This window comes from Enterobacter cloacae complex sp. P6RS, from assembly GCF_014982245.1.
Classification (GTDB): Bacteria; Pseudomonadota; Gammaproteobacteria; order Enterobacterales; family Enterobacteriaceae; genus Enterobacter; species Enterobacter bugandensis.
Genome location: NZ_JADCLB010000004.1, coordinates 115,948 through 132,870, shown reverse-complemented (window position 1 = coordinate 132,870; position 16,923 = coordinate 115,948). Strand labels below are relative to the sequence as shown.

Sequence of the window (16,923 nt, the reverse complement as noted above, 5' to 3'; positions counted from 1 at the left end):
TCCCGCGTTGTTAGTCGTTTCAGATGGAGCTTATATGTCACTCAGTCGGCGTCAGTTTATTCAGGCTTCGGGGATTGCCCTTTGTGCGGGTGCGATGCCGCTGACAGCCAGCGCCGCCGGGCAGCAGCAGCCGCTGCCCATTCCGCCGTTAATTGAATCCCGTCGCGGGCAGCCGCTTTTCCTCACGCTTCAGCGCAGCCACTGGTCCTTTACCCAGGGCACGCGCGCGCCGGTGTGGGGCATTAACGGGCGCTACCTCGGGCCGACCATCCGCGTGTGGAACGGTGATGACGTTAAGCTCATTTACAGCAACCGTACGGCGGAAAATGTTGCCATGACCATCAGCGGCTTACAGGTTCCTGGCCCTTTGATTGGCGGCGCGGCGCGAATGATGTCCCCCAACGCCGACTGGGCGCCCGTCCTGCCGATTCGCCAGAGCGCGGCAACCCTGTGGTATCACGCCAATACCCCTAACCGTACGGCGCAGCAGGTCTATAACGGTCTGGCCGGCATGTGGCTGGTGGAAGATGAGGTCAGTAAATCTCTGCCGATCCCGAACCACTACGGCGTGGACGATTTCCCGGTCATTATTCAGGACAAACGTCTGGATAACTTCGGCACGCCGGAGTACAGCGAGCCGGGCAGCGGTGGCTTTGTCGGCGATACCTTGCTGGTTAACGGCGCGCAGAGCCCGTACGTGGAAGTGTCCCGCGGCTGGGTGCGCCTGCGCCTGCTCAACGCCTCTAACTCGCGTCGCTATCAGCTGCAGATGAGCGATGGCCGCCCGCTGCATGTGATCTCCGGCGACCAGGGCTTTTTACCCGCGCCGGTCTCCGTTAAACAGCTGGCGCTGGCGCCGGGTGAACGTCGTGAAATTCTGGTGGATATGACCAACGGGGACGAAGTCTCCGTCACCTGTGGTGAAGCCGCGAGCATCGTTGACCGTATTCGCGGGTTCTTTGAGCCGTCGAGCATTCTGGTTTCCACGCTGGTGCTTACTCTGCGTCCAACCGGCCTGCTGCCGTTGGTCACCGATAGCCTGCCGATGCGCCTGCTGCCGCAGGAGATCATGAGCGGCTCGCCGGTGCGCAGCCGTGATATCAGCCTGGGCGACGATCCGGGCATCAACGGCGCGCTGTGGGATGTAAATCGCATTGATATCACCGCTCAGCAGGGAACGTGGGAGCGCTGGACGGTTCGGTCAGACATGCCGCAGTCGTTCCATATTGAAGGTGTGTCATTTCTGATCCGCAACGTCAACGGCGCGATGCCGTTCCCGGAAGACCGCGGCTGGAAAGATACCGTCTGGGTGGACGGCCAGGTTGAACTGCTCGTCTACTACGGTCAGCCTTCGTGGCCGCACTTCCCGTTCCTGTTCCACAGCCAGACGCTGGAGATGATGGACAGGGGTTCCGTGGGGCAGATGCTGGTGAATCCGGCGCCGTAACGTGCTTTTCTCCCTCTCCCTGTGGGAGAGGGTTGGGGTGAGGGCAGCAGCCCGCATAATACCCCTTCATTTCCCACAATGTTCCAGCGTATAATCCCCGCCCTTTTGTCTATTTTTTCTTCGGAAGCACTATGAGCGCAATTTCCCTGATCCAGCCGGATCGTGACCTCTTCTCCTGGCCCCAGTACTGGGCGGCCTGCTTTGGACCGGCGCCGTTCCTGCCGATGTCCCGGGAAGAGATGGACCAACTGGGCTGGGATAGCTGCGATATCATTCTGGTCACTGGCGATGCCTACGTTGACCACCCGAGCTTCGGCATGGCCATCTGTGGCCGTATGCTCGAAGCGCAGGGCTTCCGCGTGGGGATCATCTCCCAGCCCGACTGGAACAGCAAAGACGACTTCATGCGTCTGGGGAAACCAAACCTGTTCTTCGGCGTGACCGCCGGCAACATGGACTCGATGATCAACCGCTATACCGCCGACCGTAAGCTGCGCCATGACGACGCCTACACACCGGATAACGTGGCGGGCAAACGTCCGGACCGCGCGACCCTGGTTTATACCCAGCGCTGCAAAGAAGCCTGGAAAGACGTGCCGGTGATCCTCGGCGGCATCGAGGCGAGCCTGCGCCGCACCGCGCACTACGACTACTGGTCAGATACCGTGCGCCGCTCGGTGCTGGTGGACTCCAAGGCCGACATGCTGATTTACGGTAACGGCGAGCGTCCGCTGGTGGAAGTGGCGCACCGTCTGTCGCAGGGCGAGCCGGTAAGCAGCATCCGCGACGTGCGCAATACTGCGATCATGGTGAAAGAAGCGCTGCCGGGCTGGAGCGGGGTGGATTCACGCATTATTGATATGCCGGGCAAAATCGACCCGATCCCGCACCCGTACGGTGAAGATCTGCCGTGTGCCGATAACAAGCCGGTTGAACCGAAGAAAGCGGAAGCGAAGGCTATCGTTGTGCAGCCGCCGCGTCCGAAGCCGTGGGAAAAGACCTACGTGCTGCTGCCGTCCTACGAGAAGGTGAAAGCCGACAAGGTGCTCTACGCGCACGCGTCCCGCATTCTGCACCATGAAACCAACCCGGGCTGCGCCCGCGCGCTAATGCAGAAGCACGGCGAGCGCTTCATCTGGATCAACCCACCGGCGATCCCGCTCTCCACCGAAGAGATGGACAGCGTCTTTGCGCTGCCGTACAAGCGCGTGCCACACCCGGCGTACGGCAACGCCCGTATCCCGGCGTATGAGATGATCCGCTTCTCGATCAACATCATGCGCGGCTGCTTCGGCGGCTGCTCCTTCTGCTCCATTACCGAACACGAAGGCCGTATTATCCAGAGCCGCTCTGAGGATTCGATCATCAATGAGATCGAAGCCATTCGCGACACGGTGCCGGGCTTTACCGGCGTGATCTCCGATCTCGGCGGCCCAACCGCGAACATGTATATGCTGCGCTGCAAGTCGCCGCGCGCGGAGCAGACCTGCCGTCGTCTCTCCTGCGTCTACCCGAGCATTTGCGAGCACATGGATACTAACCACGAGCCGACGATCAACCTCTACCGCCGCGCGCGCGACCTGAAGGGCATCAAAAAGATCCTCATCGCCTCCGGGGTGCGTTACGACATCGCCGTGGAAGATCCTCGCTATATCAAGGAGCTGGCGACGCACCACGTCGGCGGTTATCTGAAGATTGCGCCGGAGCACACCGAAGAAGGCCCGCTGTCGAAGATGATGAAGCCGGGCATGGGCAGCTACGATCGCTTTAAGCAGCTGTTCGACACCTACTCGAAGCAGGCGGGCAAAGAGCAGTATCTGATCCCGTACTTCATCTCCGCGCACCCTGGCACGCGCGATGAAGACATGGTGAACCTGGCGCTGTGGCTGAAGCAGCGTCGCTTCCGTCTGGATCAGGTGCAGAACTTCTATCCTTCACCACTCGCCAACTCGACGACCATGTATTACACCGGCAAAAACCCGCTGAGTAAGATTGGCTACAAGAGTGAAGAGGTGGTGGTGCCGAAAGGGGATAAACAGCGTCGTCTGCATAAGGCGCTGCTGCGTTACCACGATCCGAAAAACTGGCCGCTGATCCGCCAGGCGCTGGAAGAGATGGGTAAAAAACACCTCATTGGCTCGCGCCGCGACTGCCTGGTTCCGGCTCCTACGCTGGATGAGATGCGCGAAGCGCGTCGCCAGAACCGCAATACGCGCCCGGCGCTGACCAAACATACGCCGATTGTGCATCAGCGTTCGAACGGTAATTCCAGTGTGAAGAAACCTGTGAAGCGTAAAGCGTAAAAGAAAACCCCGGCTTGCCGGGGTTTTTTGTAGGTCGGGTAAGGCGAAGCCGCCACCCGGCGTTTTAACGCGATTACCCGCCAAATTGATCCGGGTCCGGCCCAAGCCGATTACCTTTATCCAGCTTCGCAATTTCACCCAGCTCGTCTTTGTCCAGTCGGAAATCCCAGACGTCGAAGTTCTCGGCAATGCGCGACGGCGTGACCGATTTCGGGATCACTACCAGGCCGTTGTCCAGATGCCAGCGAATGACGATCTGCGCCGGGGTTTTGCCGTATTTATCCGCCAGGTCGCGGATGATTTTCTGATCGAACACGCCTTCACCGCCCTGCGCCAGCGGGCTCCAGGACTCGGTCTGGATCTTGTGGGTGGCGTTCCAGGCGTGAAGCTGGCGCTGCTGCAGCAGCGGGTGCAGCTCGATCTGGTTAATCACCGGAGCGACGCCCGTTTCGTCAATCAGGCGCTGCAGGTGATGCACCTGGAAGTTACAGACGCCGATGCTTTTCACCAGCCCCTCTTTCTGCAGTTCAATCATCCCTTTCCAGGCGTCAACGTAATGGTCGATGGCCGGAACCGGCCAGTGCATCAGGTACAGATCGATGAAATCAAGCTGGAGTTTCTCCAGGCTCTCCTGCAACGCTTCGCGGGGGCGCTTTTGATCGTCGTTCCACAGTTTAGTGGTGATGAACAGCTCATCGCGGGGGACGCCGGCGCTGGCCAGCGCGGTCCCCACGCCGTCCTCGTTTTTGTACGCGGCGGCGGTATCAATCGACCGATAGCCGACTTCGAGTGCTTTATGAATGGCGGAGACGACCTCGTCGTTACCGGCTTTCCATACACCTAGCCCCAGCTGGGGCATCACGTTGCCGTCCTGCAGCTTGATTACGGTTTGGTTTGCCATTTTTCCTCCTTCAGGTGCGCATCGCCGGAGGGGGACTCCGGCGATGGGGTGTGCATTAAGTCTGGACGAAATGTCAAAAAACGAAAGTCAGGATGCCAAAAACGCTTAGCGTGCCGCTTCGTAGATTCGACGGCTGACGTCCAGCGTAATGTCGCCGTGCTCGCCCAACTGGGTCATACCGTGCTCTTCAAGTTTTGCCAGCAGGGCAGGGATGGAGCTGCCGTCCAGGCCGTAGCCGGACAGACGCGTTGGCACGCCCAGGCTTTCAAAGAAGTTACGGGTCGCTGCAATGGCGGCATCAATACGCGCATCGTCAGAACCCTCGGTGATGTTCCACACGCGCTCGGCGTACTGCAGCAGTTTGGCGCGCTTGGTATCCCGTTTTTCGTTCCACAGCGCAGGCAGCACAACGGCCAGCGTCTGGGCGTGGTCCAGGCCGTGCATCGCCGTCAGCTCGTGGCCCAGCATATGGGTTGCCCAGTCCTGCGGCACGCCAGCGCCGATCAGGCCGTTCAGCGCCTGCGTCGCGGCCCACATGACGTTGGCACGCACGTCGTAGTTTTCCGGCTCTTTCAGCGCTTTCGGGCCGTCTTCAATCAGCGTGAGCAGAATGCCTTCCGCGAAGCGATCCTGAATTTTGGCATTAACAGGGTAGGTCACGTACTGCTCGACGGTGTGAACAAAGGCGTCGACCACGCCGTTCGCCACCTGACGCGCGGGCAGGGTGTAGGTGTAAACCGGATCCAGAATGGCAAAGACAGGCTGAACGTGTTCGTTCATGAAGGCCTGCTTATCACCGGTCGTTTTACGGGAGATGACCGCGCCCTTGTTGGATTCAGAACCCGTCGCTGGCAGGGTCAATACGGATCCCATCGGGATCGCGCTTTTAATGTCGCTGCCGCGGGTTTCCAGGATGTGCCACGGATCGATGCCATCAGCGTAGTGCGCTGCCGCCGCGATGAATTTAGTGCCGTCCAGCACGGAGCCGCCGCCGACCGCCAGCAGGAAGGTGATGTTTTCTTCGCGGGCGATTTTCACCGCGTTCATCAGCGTTTCGTAAGACGGGTTTGGCTCAATGCCGCCGAACTCACGCACGTCCAGTCCGTCCAGAGCGCTGTAAACTTGATCCAGCACGCCGGTTTTTTTCACGCTGCCGCCACCGTAGGTGATCAGCACGCGGGCGTCAGCAGGGATCTGCGCGCGCAGGTCGGCGATAGCGTCTTTACCAAACAGAATGCGGGTTGGGGTGTGAAGATTAAAGTTGTTCATTGCTCGTTCCCTTTAGTGGGTGAAAAACCGTGGTGGCGCTGATGGCTACCTGATGCTGCTCATTGTGGCCGTCCGGGGCCAGGCTCTCAATGCACATTCCTGCCGATGTCTTGCCTATTTCTACAGAGCGCTGGAGAAACTTCGTAAAAATGCGCAGACTGTGAGGGTCGGAAACCGTACCCGGAGTAACGTAAAATGAACCGTGAAGCGATCTGCCTTCAGCTTACCTCGCAGATTAAACGCATGATAGATAAGCAAAATAATGTTTACGATCTGCTGCCGGATATTCGCCTGCTCTACGGCACGCAGCCCGGGACGCGCACGCCGGTGATGTACCAGCCGGGCATCGTTTTTCTCTTTTCGGGCCATAAGATTGGCTATATCAATGAGCGGGTGTTCCGCTACGACACCAATGAATATCTGCTCCTGACGGTACCTTTACCCTTCGAATGTGAAACCTTCGCGACAGAGGCGGTCCCGCTGGCGGGTATTCGCGTCAACGTCGATATTCTTCAGCTGCAGGAGCTGCTGATGGAGATTGGCGAAGACGAGCTTTTCCAGCCGTCGATGGCCTCCAGCGGGATTAACTCGGCGACGCTGTCGGAAGAGATCCTCTGCGCCATTGAGCGCCTGCTGGACGTCATGGAAAGGCCGCTGGACGCGCGTATCCTCGGCAAGCAGATTATCCGCGAAATTCTTTATCACGTGCTGCTGGGGCCGGGCGGCGGGGCGTTACTTGCGCTGGTGAGCCGACAGACCCACTTCAGCCTGATCAGCCGCGTGCTCAAGCGTATTGAAAGCCAGTACACGGAGAACCTCAGCGTTGACCAGCTGGCGGCGGAAGCGAACATGAGCGTTTCGGCGTTTCACCACAACTTTAAGTCGGTGACCAGCACCTCGCCGCTGCAGTACCTCAAAACCTACCGTTTGCATAAGGCACGGATGCTGATGATCCACGACGGCATGAAGGCCAGCGCGGCGGCCATGCGCGTCGGCTATGAAAGTGCGTCGCAGTTCAGTCGGGAGTTTAAGCGCTATTTCGGCGTCACGCCGGGAGAAGATGCGTCACGTATAAGAACGATACAGGGCGCCTGAGGGTAAACGTAGGCCGGGAAAGCGGTAGCGCCACCCGGCTTTTGTTTATGCACTGCAATACTTTTTCTTAATCACCACCGCAATGGTACCCACCAGCCCAGCAACCAGCAGGAATATCGGCAGGATCATCAGGAAGGTCATCACCTGATCTTCATGGTGCTTCACAAAGGGGATCATGTTCAGCGCGTAGCCGAGGGTGGTTACCACGCCAACCCACAGCAGGGCGCTCAGCCAGTTGAAGAACTGGAAGCGGCGGTTAGACAGCCCGGAAATACCCGCCATGGTGGGCAGAAGGGTGCGCACAAACGCCAGGAAACGCCCGGCGAGCAGCGCCAGCAGGCCGTGGCGGTCAAACATACAGGTCGCACGCTGGTGATATTTATGCGGTAACTGCGCCAGCCAGCCCTTCACCACGCGCGTGTTCCCCAGCCAGCGGCCCTGCAGATAGCTCAGCCAGCAGCCCAGGCTCGCGGCGGAGGTAAGGATAACCATCGTTGGCGTAAAGTCCATGACGCCTTTGCCGATCAGCGCCCCGGCAAGCAAAAGCAAACTGTCACCGGGTAAAAACGAGGCTGGCAGTAATCCATTTTCCAGAAACAGCGTCGCGAACATCACGAAATAGACGACGCCTACAACGTGGGGATCCGCCAGGGCGGCAAAATCATGTTGCCAGAGCGCCGCGATAATATCTTGAATAACAGCCATGGACTTTCCTGTGGAACAGCAGAGATAACGCTATTGTACTCCCAATTTCACCTGTCGGGATTGATCGCAGGCGCAACTCATGCAGACTTTTCTGCATGCAGTGTTCACAAAAGCGTCCGGGGAGTACATTTTCAGCCCGCACTCTACACGATACGTTCAAAGCCTGCAGATAAATCCGCAATTAAATCGTCCACATTTTCTAAACCGATATGCAATCTAATGAGGGTGCCGCTGAAGTCCACTTCTCCGCCGGGGCGCAGGGCCGCGATCTGCTCCGGCTGATTCGGCAGGATCAGGGATTCAAAACCGCCCCAGGAGTAGGCCATGCTGAAGAGGGTAAAATTATCCAGATAGCTTGCCAGTTCGTCATTACTCAGCCGTTTTTTAAGGACAAACGAGAACAGCCCGCTGCTGCCCGTAAAGTCACGTTGCCAGAACTCATGGCCTTTACTACCCGGCAGCGCCGGATGGTTCACGCGCTCAACCTGCGGATGCTGCGCCAGCCATTCAGCGATTTTCAGGCTACTTTCATGATGCTGACGCAGACGCACGCCGAGCGTACGAATGCCCCGGCTGGTCATGTATGCCGTGTCTGCATCCACCATCTGGCCCATCAGGTAGGCATTTTCCCGCAGCTGGTCCCAGCAGCGCGCGTTGGAAACCGCGGTGCCAATCATCCCGTCAGAGTGTCCAATCAGGTATTTCGTTGCCGCCTGAATCGAGATATCAATATCGAATTCCAGCGCCTTAAACAGCACACCTGCCGCCCAGGTGTTGTCGATCATGATAATCGCCTCTGGCGCTTTGCTGCGCACGGCCTTCACGATAGCCGGAACGTCGTGCACTTCCATGGTGATGGAGCCAGGAGATTCCAGGAACACAATGCGCGTGTTTGGCTGGATAAGTTCAGCAATGCCTTCACCAATCAGCGGGTCAAACCAGCTGGTGGTCACGCCGAGCTTGCTGAGAATTTTGGTGCAGAAATCCTGGCTGGGTTCATAGGCGGTGTTGGTCATCAGGATATGGTCGCCCTGTTCCACAAACGACAGAATGGTGTTCGCGACCGCCGCCGCACCGCACGGGAACAACGCGCAGCCCGCGCCCCCCTCCAGCTCGCACATCGCTTCCTGCAGCGAAAAATGGGTTAGCGTGCCGCGGCGACCGTAGAACAGCCCACCTTTCGCGCGGTTACGCGTGGCGATTTTTTTCTCCTCAACGGTATCAAACACCAGCGAGGAAGCGCGTTGAATCACGCTGTTGACCGATCCCTGAGTGTATTTCTTGCTGCGTCCCGCCTGCACCAGCGTGGTATCAAGATGCTTCTTGGTCATGTTCGCTAACCCTGTTTTTATACGTCTGGACGTCCAGACTACCACGATTGTAAAAAACTGCACCCGCATGCTTATCGAATAAGCAGAAAATATTAGCAAAAAAGCGCATAAGAAATTTTTACTGCGTAAGCGCAAGGAAACTGAGCGAAAATTACGGCACCATGTAAATACTAATGAGAACGACTATCAATTCGACGGCTTTTTGATATTATTACGTTCAGATTTTGTGATTTGCGTCCTGGAGATACAGAGTGGGTAATAATTTGATGCAGACGGATCTCTCCGTTTGGGGCATGTATCATCATGCTGACATCGTGGTTAAGATTGTGATGATCGGCCTGATTCTGGCGTCCGTTGTCACCTGGGCTATCTTCTTCAGCAAAAGCGCTGAGCTGCTTTCGCAGAAGCGTCGCCTCAAGCGGGAACAGCAGCAGCTGGCAGAAGCCCGCTCTCTGGACCAGGCTTCTGAGATGACCTCATCCTTCCACCCGAAAAGCCTGACCACCCTGTTAGTGAATGAAGCTCAGAACGAGCTGGAACTCTCCGCCGGGAGTGAAGATAACGAAGGCATTAAAGAGCGTACCGGTTTCCGTCTGGAGCGTCGCGTGGCGGCCGTTGGCCGACACATGGGACGCGGCAATGGGTATCTGGCGACCATCGGCGCGATTTCACCGTTCATCGGTCTTTTCGGTACGGTCTGGGGCATCATGAACAGCTTTATCGGCATTGCCCAGACCCAAACCACCAACCTGGCGGTAGTTGCCCCGGGTATCGCCGAAGCGCTGCTGGCGACGGCAATCGGTCTGGTCGCGGCAATTCCGGCGGTGGTTATCTACAACATATTCGCGCGTATGATCGGCAACTACAAAGCCACACTCGGCGACGTTGCCGCTCAGGTTCTGCTGCTGCAAAGCCGCGATCTCGACCTGAATGCCAGCGCCGTGAAGCCGGTGCATGCGGCGTCTAAACTGCGCGTAGGTTGATTGTATGGCAATGCGTCTAAACGAAAATCTGGACGATAACGGCGAAATGCACGAAATCAACGTGACGCCGTTTATCGACGTCATGCTGGTGCTGCTGATTATCTTCATGGTGGCAGCACCCCTGGCGACGGTCGACGTGAAGGTGAATCTTCCTGCCTCCTCCAGCCAGCCGCAGCCGCGTCCGGAAAAGCCAATTTATTTGTCGGTGAAAGCGGATAAATCCATGTTCCTGGGGAACGACCCTGTGACGGATGCCTCCGTTATTCCGGCGCTGGACCAGCTGACCGGCGGCAAGAAGGACACCACCGTCTTCTTCCGGGCGGACAAAACCGTCGACTACGAAACCATGATGAAGGTAATGGACACGCTGCATCAGGCGGGTTATCTGAAGATTGGGCTGGTCGGGGAAGAGAAAGCGGCCTCGAAGTGATAAAGAAGCTGGCGAAAGCCGGCTTTTTTTATGCCTGTCGGTTTATGCGTTTTTGTTGTCCGTCGGTGCGGTAGAGGGGGTGGTGGTCAGCGCGTCCTCATCGAGCGCAACGCAGGTGACGTTTGACGTACGGTACTCACCGGCTGACAGTTTGCGCGTCAGGCGCAGGGTGGCGACTTCTCTGGCAAGCAGATACTGATAGTTGGCCTCAAGACGTCCCAGCAGTTTCTCTTTCAGTTCTGGACGCTGTTCGATGATGGCGTTCATCACGGCGCCGTAAATTTCTTCTTTAACCTGTAACGGATAAATCTCGCGGCGATTCTGCCATTTCAGACGCACCAGCGTTGCCGGGATCGATACCAGGTCTTGTGTAATACGCGTCATCTCGGCATTTTTTGCATTTCTTAGCGCCTCGATATTTTGCTTTAAGATAAATTCATCACTTTTTTTATCATCTAAAGTCAAATAAACGTTATTGTCTTTAACTTCTTTCACGTTAATCTTCCCCCAGGGTATAAAAAATAGGGTTGTTTTTTTCTCGCGTAATTAGATTAAGCCAAATTTCATTGCCGGCCTCATTTATTTCCTTCGTTTTTTCAGCCATTATTTGACTTAGTTTCTGGGCATCTATTTCGCCTTCTGCCTGCAGGTCATTCAGCAGGTGGACGAAGGCTTCAATTTTTATAGCGCGAAATAAGCGGTCTTTTATATGGCGATCGTGCTCTTCCAGCAGCATATTACGGGATTTGCCAGTGTGAGAAACGCCAATTAATATATCAGGCTCGAAATCAGAGAGCTTTCTTTTCCCCTGAGTGAAACTGGCCTTTTTTTCTTCTTCCGTCGGTTGCTGTTCCACAGGCGTAATGTGGTACTTAGCCGGGACGAGATAGTCGGGCAGCATTTTTAATTTCCTTTAATTTCAACAGGGTGGGGTTGGTAAAGGCGTGAGATTCGTTGACAATATCATGAGGCAATTTTAAAATCAAAAAAAATGGAGCCAACCCATGAACAGCATCTTTTTTACGGTCATCACATTACTATTACTGACCGCTGGTGTGCTTTTATTGATGCAGGAGTTCAATAAAACGAAAGTGTCGAAAGACACCAGTGAACCGCCACAACCTGAACTGATGACAAAAGAGGAAGGAGAAGATCATTTCTCTGTTTTGATGAACTCCGTTACGCCTGTCTGGTACTGGCGGGTGAATCATGAATATATCGACTTCTTACACGCGACAATTAAGCGCATGAAAATGTCGGAAATTAATGACACGCCCGGTCTGTTTGAGGCGCAGCGTCGCTGTAGCGATCTGAATTCAGCGGTTTATAAATATTACGACAATATCAAAAAGCGCTGTCTTAACGGTGAGAAGGTCTCGTATTCCGACCTGGACGTATTAAACCTTCGCCAGTGTTTTCGCGAGTTTAGCCTGGAAGCCTACCCGGAGCTGGTGGCGCTGGTCTGGCCGGAGTATGCGCGTCCTGAGGTTAACCCGGACGACGTCTGAGTGGCGTACTGGTTAGTTCTTGCAAACAGTCAGCGCCGTTGAGATATACTGAGCGCTGGTTTCGTTTGCAGACAGGATTTTATGGAACGCTTCTTTGAAAACGCAATGTATGCCTCTCGCTGGCTGCTCGCACCCGTCTATTTCGGTCTTTCCCTGGCGCTGGTCGCCCTGACGATCAAGTTCTTCCAGGAGATTTTCCACGTATTGCCTAACATTTTCTCCGTGGCGGAAGCCGATTTAATTCTGGTTCTGCTGTCGCTGGTGGATATGACGCTGGTGGGTGGCTTACTGGTGATGGTGATGTTCTCCGGTTATGAGAACTTCGTCTCTCAGCTTGATATCGCCGAGCATAAAGAAAAGCTCAGCTGGCTGGGGAAAATGGACGCCTCGTCGCTGAAGAATAAAGTTGCGGCATCTATAGTGGCAATCTCCTCTATCCACCTGTTACGCGTGTTTATGGACGCGAAAAACGTCCCGGATAATAAGCTGATGTGGTATGTGATTATCCACCTGACGTTTGTGCTGTCGGCGTTTGTGATGGGGTATCTGGATAAGATCAGTAAGAAATAAGGTACACATTTCTCCCCTCACCCTAACCCTCTCTCGGTGGAAGGGTTAGGGTGAGGGGAGAAAGCATCGAACCACACTATTTATCCGACGACGCCTGCCACAAATTCAGTTCCCCGTCCGCCACGTGCTGGTCAATCTGCGTCAGTTCATCTTCCGTAAAGCGCAGATTACCCAGCGCCTGAACGTTCTCCTCCAGCTGTTCCGGGCGGCTCGCGCCAATCAGCACTGACGTCACGCGAGCATCTTTCAGCAGCCAGCTCAACGCCATCTGCGCCATCGTCTGCCCGCGCGCCTGCGCCATCTCATTAAGCAGACGAAGACTGTTCAGGTTAGCTTCCGTCAGCATTTTCTGCGTCAGGCCGCGCACTTTGTTCCCCTCGCGCTGCATGCGAGAACCTTCCGGAATACCGTTCAGGTATTTTCCGGTCAGCAGACCCTGCGCCAGCGGGGTAAAGGCAATACACCCCGTGCCGTTTGCTTCCAGCGTATCCAGCAAGCCGGTCTTATCGACCCAGCGGTTAAGCAGGTTATAGGACGGCTGGTGGATCAGCAGCGGGATCTTCCACTCGTGCAGCAGCGCGGCCATTTTTTGTGTGCGCTCGGTAGAGTAGGAGGAAATGCCCACGTACAGCGCTTTCCCACTCTGAACAGCATGAGCCAGCGCGGAGGCCGTCTCTTCCATTGGCGTATTTTCATCCACGCGGTGGGAATAGAAAATATCCACGTATTCGACGCCCATACGTTTCAGGCTCTGGTCGAGACTGGCGAGCAGATACTTGCGTGAGCCGCCTGAACCGTACGGGCCTGGCCACATGTCGTAACCGGCTTTAGTGGAGATAATCAGCTCGTCGCGATACCGGGCAAAGTCCTCACGCAGCAGGCGGCCAAAGTTCTCTTCCGCGCTTCCCGCAGGCGGGCCGTAGTTGTTGGCAAGATCGAAATGGGTAATCCCGAGATCGAAGGCTTTACGCAGCAGCGCGCGCTGGGAGTCAAGGGGCTGAACGTGGCCGAAGCTATGCCACAGGCCCAGCGACAGCGCGGGCAGGCGCAGGCCGCTCTTGCCACAGTAGCGGTACTGCATATTCTCGTAGCGGGTAGCGTCAGGGTACCAGGACATGATGTCTCCTTTTCTTATAGATGATTTTTTGAAACGTCGTTTTCATTCTGAACTTATCACATCATGTCGTGCGAAGATAAGGGTTAACGGTGGCTGTGCGACCTGTGAAGCCACGCTAACGAAAAATAATCACAAAAGGTTATAATTTCCCTGCACCCTGCCGATAACGAGAGTAGCACTCGCCTCTGGGCGAATTCACCCTCACGGCAAGGAAGACTTATGAATATGCTCCGTAATTTCACGATCCGTTTCGTCATGCTGACGATCCTCGGGATTTTTTGTTTAATGTGGGCGGGCGTCGGGCTGTACAGCACCTGGTCCCTGTCACGGGTATCAGACGGCAATGAAGTCGATCGCCAGTTGGTTAAACAGATGATGGTGCTCAGCCAGGGCAACGATCAGTATTTCCGCTTTGTGACCCGTCTGAGCCGCGCCATGGAGGTCAAAGCCGCTGGCGGCACGCCGGATTTGTCCTCTGCCCAACAGGCGCTGGACAACATGGGTAAGAAACTGGCCGAAATGAAGGCGATCTCGCCTGGCCCAATGGATGAGCAGGTCTCTGCGCAGGTGATCGGTGCCTGGCAGGCGCTGCTTGAACAGGGTGTGACGCCGCAAATGGAGCAGGCGAAGCAGGCGACCCTGGACGGCTACCGCCAGCAGGCCAACAACGTTACGCCGCCGCTAAGCCGTGCGTTCGGTGCCGCTGCCGAGAAGTTCAACAATGCCGCCGCGAAGACGCTCGACAGCACCCGCATGGTGGTCGACGGCCTGACCAGCATGACCCGCACGGTTATTATCGTCGCCACCATTATCGGCCTGCTGATCCTGCTCTTTACCGACCGCTACCTGGTGGCGATGCTGGTCAAACCGCTGGAGCGCATTCGCCAGCAGTTTCGCCAGATTGCCCAGGGCGATCTCAGCCAGCCCATTGCGCCTTTCGGCCGCAACTGCGTGGGACAGCTGGTGCCGCTGCTGAGCGCCATGCAGGACAGCCTGCGTGAAGCGGTCAGCACCATTCGCTCCGGCAGTGAGAATATCTGGCGCGGCGCGACGGAGATCTCCAGCGGCAACAACGATCTCTCTTCCCGTACCGAAGAGCAGGCTGCCGCGCTGGAAGAGACGGCGGCCAGCATGGAACAGCTGACCGCTACCGTGAAGCTGAACGCCGAAAGCGCGCGTCAGGCCAGCCAGCTTGCCGATGTGGCCTCAACCACCGCCAGCCGCGGCGGCTCGCTGGTGGAAGAGGTGGTCACCACCATGAGCGGTATTTCGGAAAGCTCGAAGAAAATTGCTGAAATCACCAACGTCATCAACAGCATTGCCTTCCAGACCAATATTCTGGCGCTCAATGCGGCCGTAGAAGCGGCGCGCGCGGGCGAGCAGGGGCGTGGATTCGCCGTGGTGGCGGGTGAAGTCCGCAACCTGGCAAGCCGAAGCGCCAATGCGGCAAAAGAAATTGAGGGTCTGATTACCGATTCCGTGACCCGCGTTGAGCAGGGTGCGCAGCTGGTGAGCGACACGGGCACCACCATGGATGCGATTTTGCGCGACGTGACGGAGGTGACGACCATTATGAAGCAAATCGCGTCGGCTTCTGAGGAGCAAAGTAAGGGCATTTCGCAGGTCGGGATTGCCATTACGCAGATGGACGGTGTCACCCAGCAGAACGCCTCGCTGGTCGAAGAGGTTTCCGCGGCAGCCGCAGCGCTGGAACGCCAGACCGAAGAGCTTCAGCGTTCGGTGCAGAAGTTCCGCCTGACGGCATAACACAACAGGCCGCCTGATGCGGCCTTACTTCTTTCTTTTCCCAGTGCTGTTAGTGCGTCGCTTCACCAATCAGCGCGCCCGTGCCGGCACCCACGGCCGCGCCTTTCAGCACGCTATTGCCCGTCACCGCAGCCGCGCCCGCGCCAACGACGGCGCCCACGGCACCGCCCTTACGTGCGTCTTTGCCTTTTTCGCCGTTTTTGAACATTGCCCCCGTGCCTGCGCCAACCACGGCACCGCCCACGGTTGATTTCAGATCTTTGCCCGTGGCTGCGCCAATAGCAGCACCTGCTACCGCGCCGGCGGCGGTTTTGTCGATAGCCATTCCCGAGGTGGAAAAAATGAGGGCGCTGATAACCAGCGTTGTTTTAATCAGTTTCATAACAGATCCTTTGTGACTGCTGTCAGTTGATACGGCGTTTCTCATTCTGAGGTGAGAAAAACGTCCAGATAGTGCCAGCAATAGCCACTCAACCTTTAGGCTAATCATGCCCTGGGCAAGGATCGCGGCTGCCGGGCGGGGAGCCGCCCGGCGAAACGTCACGCCTGACGTTTGTCTTCCGTATTGGTCTCGAAGTCGCTCGCCGCGTGGCGTTCGTGGAGCTGCTCGTTCAGCTCGCCGCTGGTGCGGTTAACGATGCGTCCGCGCTTAACGGCATGGCGATTCGCCACGTCCTTCGCCCAGCGCTGCACGTTGGTGTACTTCTCTGCATCCAGGAACTCGGCGGCGTTGTACACGCTGCCCAGCGCCACGCAGCCGAACCATGGCCAGATGGCGATGTCCGCGATGGTGTATTCCTCACCCGCCACGTAGCGACCGCGCGCCAGCTGTTTATCCAGCACGTCGAACAGGCGCTTGGCTTCCATGGTGAAGCGGTCAATCGCGTACTCGATTTTTACTGGCGCATAGTTGTAGAAGTGACCAAAACCGCCGCCGAGGAACGGTGCCGCGCCCTGGAGCCAAAACAGCCAGTTCAGCGTCTCGGTGCGTCCCGCCGGATCTTTCGGCAGGAAGTGACCGAATTTCTCCGCCAGATAGAGCAGGATATTGCCGGATTCAAAGACGCGCGTTGGCGGGTTCGTGGAGTGGTCACGCAGCGCCGGTATTTTCGAGTTCGGGTTCACGTCGACAAACCCGCTGGAGAACTGGTCGCCCTCGCCGATGCGGATCAACCACGCATCGTATTCCGCGCCCGTCACGCCCAGCGCCAGCAGCTCTTCGAGCATGATGGTCACCTTCTGGCCGTTCGGTGTGCCCAGCGAGTAGAGCTGCAGCGGGTGAGAGCCGACAGGAAGATCTTTCTCATGCGTTGCGCCGGAAATTGGACGGTTGATGTTGGCGAACGCGCCGCCGCCGTTCTTTTTCCATTCCCATACTTTTGGTGGCTGATACGTGTTGTCTGACATGTTGACCTGCCTTTTTAGTGATGTGTTGAGGCAGTGTAGCAGGAGATTTGTGAAGCGTTTAACGTTGTGAGCGCAAGCAATTAACCGCTA

General features: G+C 56.7%; 17 protein-coding genes. 8 read left to right on the top strand and 9 right to left on the bottom strand.

Going from position 1 to position 16,923, the window contains the following annotated elements; genetic code table 11:
• Positions 1-34: 34 nt before the first annotated feature.
• Together ftsP and INF73_RS02915 are read left to right on the top strand one after the other, a co-directional pair.
• Entirely contained in the window at positions 35-1,447 is a 1,413-nt protein-coding gene (ftsP, locus tag INF73_RS02920) for a cell division protein FtsP (protein ID WP_028014423.1), read from the top strand.
• Positions 1,448-1,578: 131 nt separating this feature from the next.
• Complete coding sequence (locus INF73_RS02915) at positions 1,579-3,750, top strand: YgiQ family radical SAM protein (protein WP_048959528.1); 2,172 nt, start codon at positions 1,579-1,581, stop codon at positions 3,748-3,750.
• 73 nt (positions 3,751-3,823) lie between these two features.
• Here the strand turns inward: INF73_RS02915 and dkgA are convergent, their stop codons facing one another.
• Together dkgA and yqhD are read right to left on the bottom strand one after the other, a co-directional pair.
• On the bottom strand, positions 3,824-4,651 hold the full coding sequence (gene dkgA / locus INF73_RS02910; protein WP_193540938.1) for a 2,5-didehydrogluconate reductase DkgA: 828 nt from the start codon (positions 4,649-4,651) through the stop codon (positions 3,824-3,826).
• A 105-nt stretch (positions 4,652-4,756) separates the two neighbouring features.
• A complete protein-coding gene (gene yqhD / locus INF73_RS02905) occupies positions 4,757-5,920 on the bottom strand; it encodes an alcohol dehydrogenase (protein ID WP_041908132.1) in 1,164 nt (387 codons plus the stop codon).
• Between the two features lie 195 nt (positions 5,921-6,115).
• Between yqhD and INF73_RS02900 the strand changes: the two genes are divergently transcribed.
• A complete protein-coding gene (locus INF73_RS02900; protein WP_193540936.1) occupies positions 6,116-7,015 on the top strand; it encodes an AraC family transcriptional regulator in 900 nt (299 codons plus the stop codon).
• 45 nt (positions 7,016-7,060) lie between these two features.
• On the opposite strand, the gene yghB is transcribed toward INF73_RS02900, so the two are convergent.
• The gene (gene yghB / locus INF73_RS02895) at positions 7,061-7,720 is read right to left on the bottom strand and encodes a DedA family general envelope maintenance protein YghB (protein WP_028014419.1); all 660 of its coding nucleotides are present in this window, start codon (positions 7,718-7,720) and stop codon (positions 7,061-7,063) included.
• Positions 7,721-7,863: 143 nt separating this feature from the next.
• Positions 7,864-9,051, bottom strand: coding sequence for a cystathionine beta-lyase (metC, locus tag INF73_RS02890; protein WP_193540934.1), 1,188 nt, complete (start codon positions 9,049-9,051; stop codon positions 7,864-7,866).
• Between the two features lie 251 nt (positions 9,052-9,302).
• Here metC and exbB point away from each other — a divergent pair, with 251 nt between their 5' ends.
• Together exbB and exbD are read left to right on the top strand one after the other, a co-directional pair.
• Positions 9,303-10,034 carry a tol-pal system-associated acyl-CoA thioesterase gene (gene exbB / locus INF73_RS02885; RefSeq protein WP_028014417.1) on the top strand — a complete coding sequence of 244 codons (732 nt, stop codon included), beginning with the start codon at positions 9,303-9,305 and terminating at the stop codon, positions 10,032-10,034.
• Between the two features lie 4 nt (positions 10,035-10,038).
• Positions 10,039-10,464, top strand: a complete 426-nt coding sequence (gene exbD / locus INF73_RS02880; protein ID WP_032643392.1) for a TonB system transport protein ExbD — start codon at positions 10,039-10,041, stop codon at positions 10,462-10,464.
• A 42-nt stretch (positions 10,465-10,506) separates the two neighbouring features.
• Here the strand turns inward: exbD and INF73_RS02875 are convergent, their stop codons facing one another.
• Together INF73_RS02875 and INF73_RS02870 are read right to left on the bottom strand one after the other, a co-directional pair.
• Positions 10,507-10,959 (bottom strand): cytoplasmic protein, encoded by a 453-nt coding sequence (locus INF73_RS02875; RefSeq protein WP_193540932.1) that lies wholly within the window; start codon positions 10,957-10,959, stop codon positions 10,507-10,509.
• Between the two features lies 1 nt (position 10,960).
• Positions 10,961-11,365 (bottom strand): hypothetical protein, encoded by a 405-nt coding sequence (locus tag INF73_RS02870; protein WP_041908138.1) that lies wholly within the window; start codon positions 11,363-11,365, stop codon positions 10,961-10,963.
• A gap of 103 nt (positions 11,366-11,468) precedes the next feature.
• Between INF73_RS02870 and INF73_RS02865 the strand changes: the two genes are divergently transcribed.
• A complete protein-coding gene (locus INF73_RS02865) occupies positions 11,469-11,972 on the top strand; it encodes an ESA_00282 family adhesion-associated protein (protein WP_193052540.1) in 504 nt (167 codons plus the stop codon).
• Between the two features lie 81 nt (positions 11,973-12,053).
• Positions 12,054-12,542 carry a TIGR00645 family protein gene (locus INF73_RS02860; protein WP_003862473.1) on the top strand — a complete coding sequence of 163 codons (489 nt, stop codon included), beginning with the start codon at positions 12,054-12,056 and terminating at the stop codon, positions 12,540-12,542.
• Between the two features lie 76 nt (positions 12,543-12,618).
• Here the strand turns inward: INF73_RS02860 and INF73_RS02855 are convergent, their stop codons facing one another.
• Positions 12,619-13,659 (bottom strand): aldo/keto reductase, encoded by a 1,041-nt coding sequence (locus INF73_RS02855; RefSeq protein WP_193050810.1) that lies wholly within the window; start codon positions 13,657-13,659, stop codon positions 12,619-12,621.
• A gap of 219 nt (positions 13,660-13,878) precedes the next feature.
• On the opposite strand from INF73_RS02855, the gene INF73_RS02850 reads away from it, so the two are divergent.
• Complete coding sequence (locus INF73_RS02850; protein ID WP_045260793.1) at positions 13,879-15,426, top strand: methyl-accepting chemotaxis protein; 1,548 nt, start codon at positions 13,879-13,881, stop codon at positions 15,424-15,426.
• Positions 15,427-15,475: 49 nt separating this feature from the next.
• Here INF73_RS02850 and INF73_RS02845 read toward each other — a convergent pair whose 3' ends face one another.
• Both INF73_RS02845 and yghU read right to left on the bottom strand, forming a co-directional pair.
• Positions 15,476-15,808, bottom strand: coding sequence for a glycine zipper domain-containing protein (locus INF73_RS02845; RefSeq protein WP_041908148.1), 333 nt, complete (start codon positions 15,806-15,808; stop codon positions 15,476-15,478).
• A gap of 158 nt (positions 15,809-15,966) precedes the next feature.
• Positions 15,967-16,833 (bottom strand): glutathione-dependent disulfide-bond oxidoreductase, encoded by an 867-nt coding sequence (yghU, locus tag INF73_RS02840; RefSeq protein ID WP_023333386.1) that lies wholly within the window; start codon positions 16,831-16,833, stop codon positions 15,967-15,969.
• Positions 16,834-16,923 lie beyond the last annotated feature (90 nt).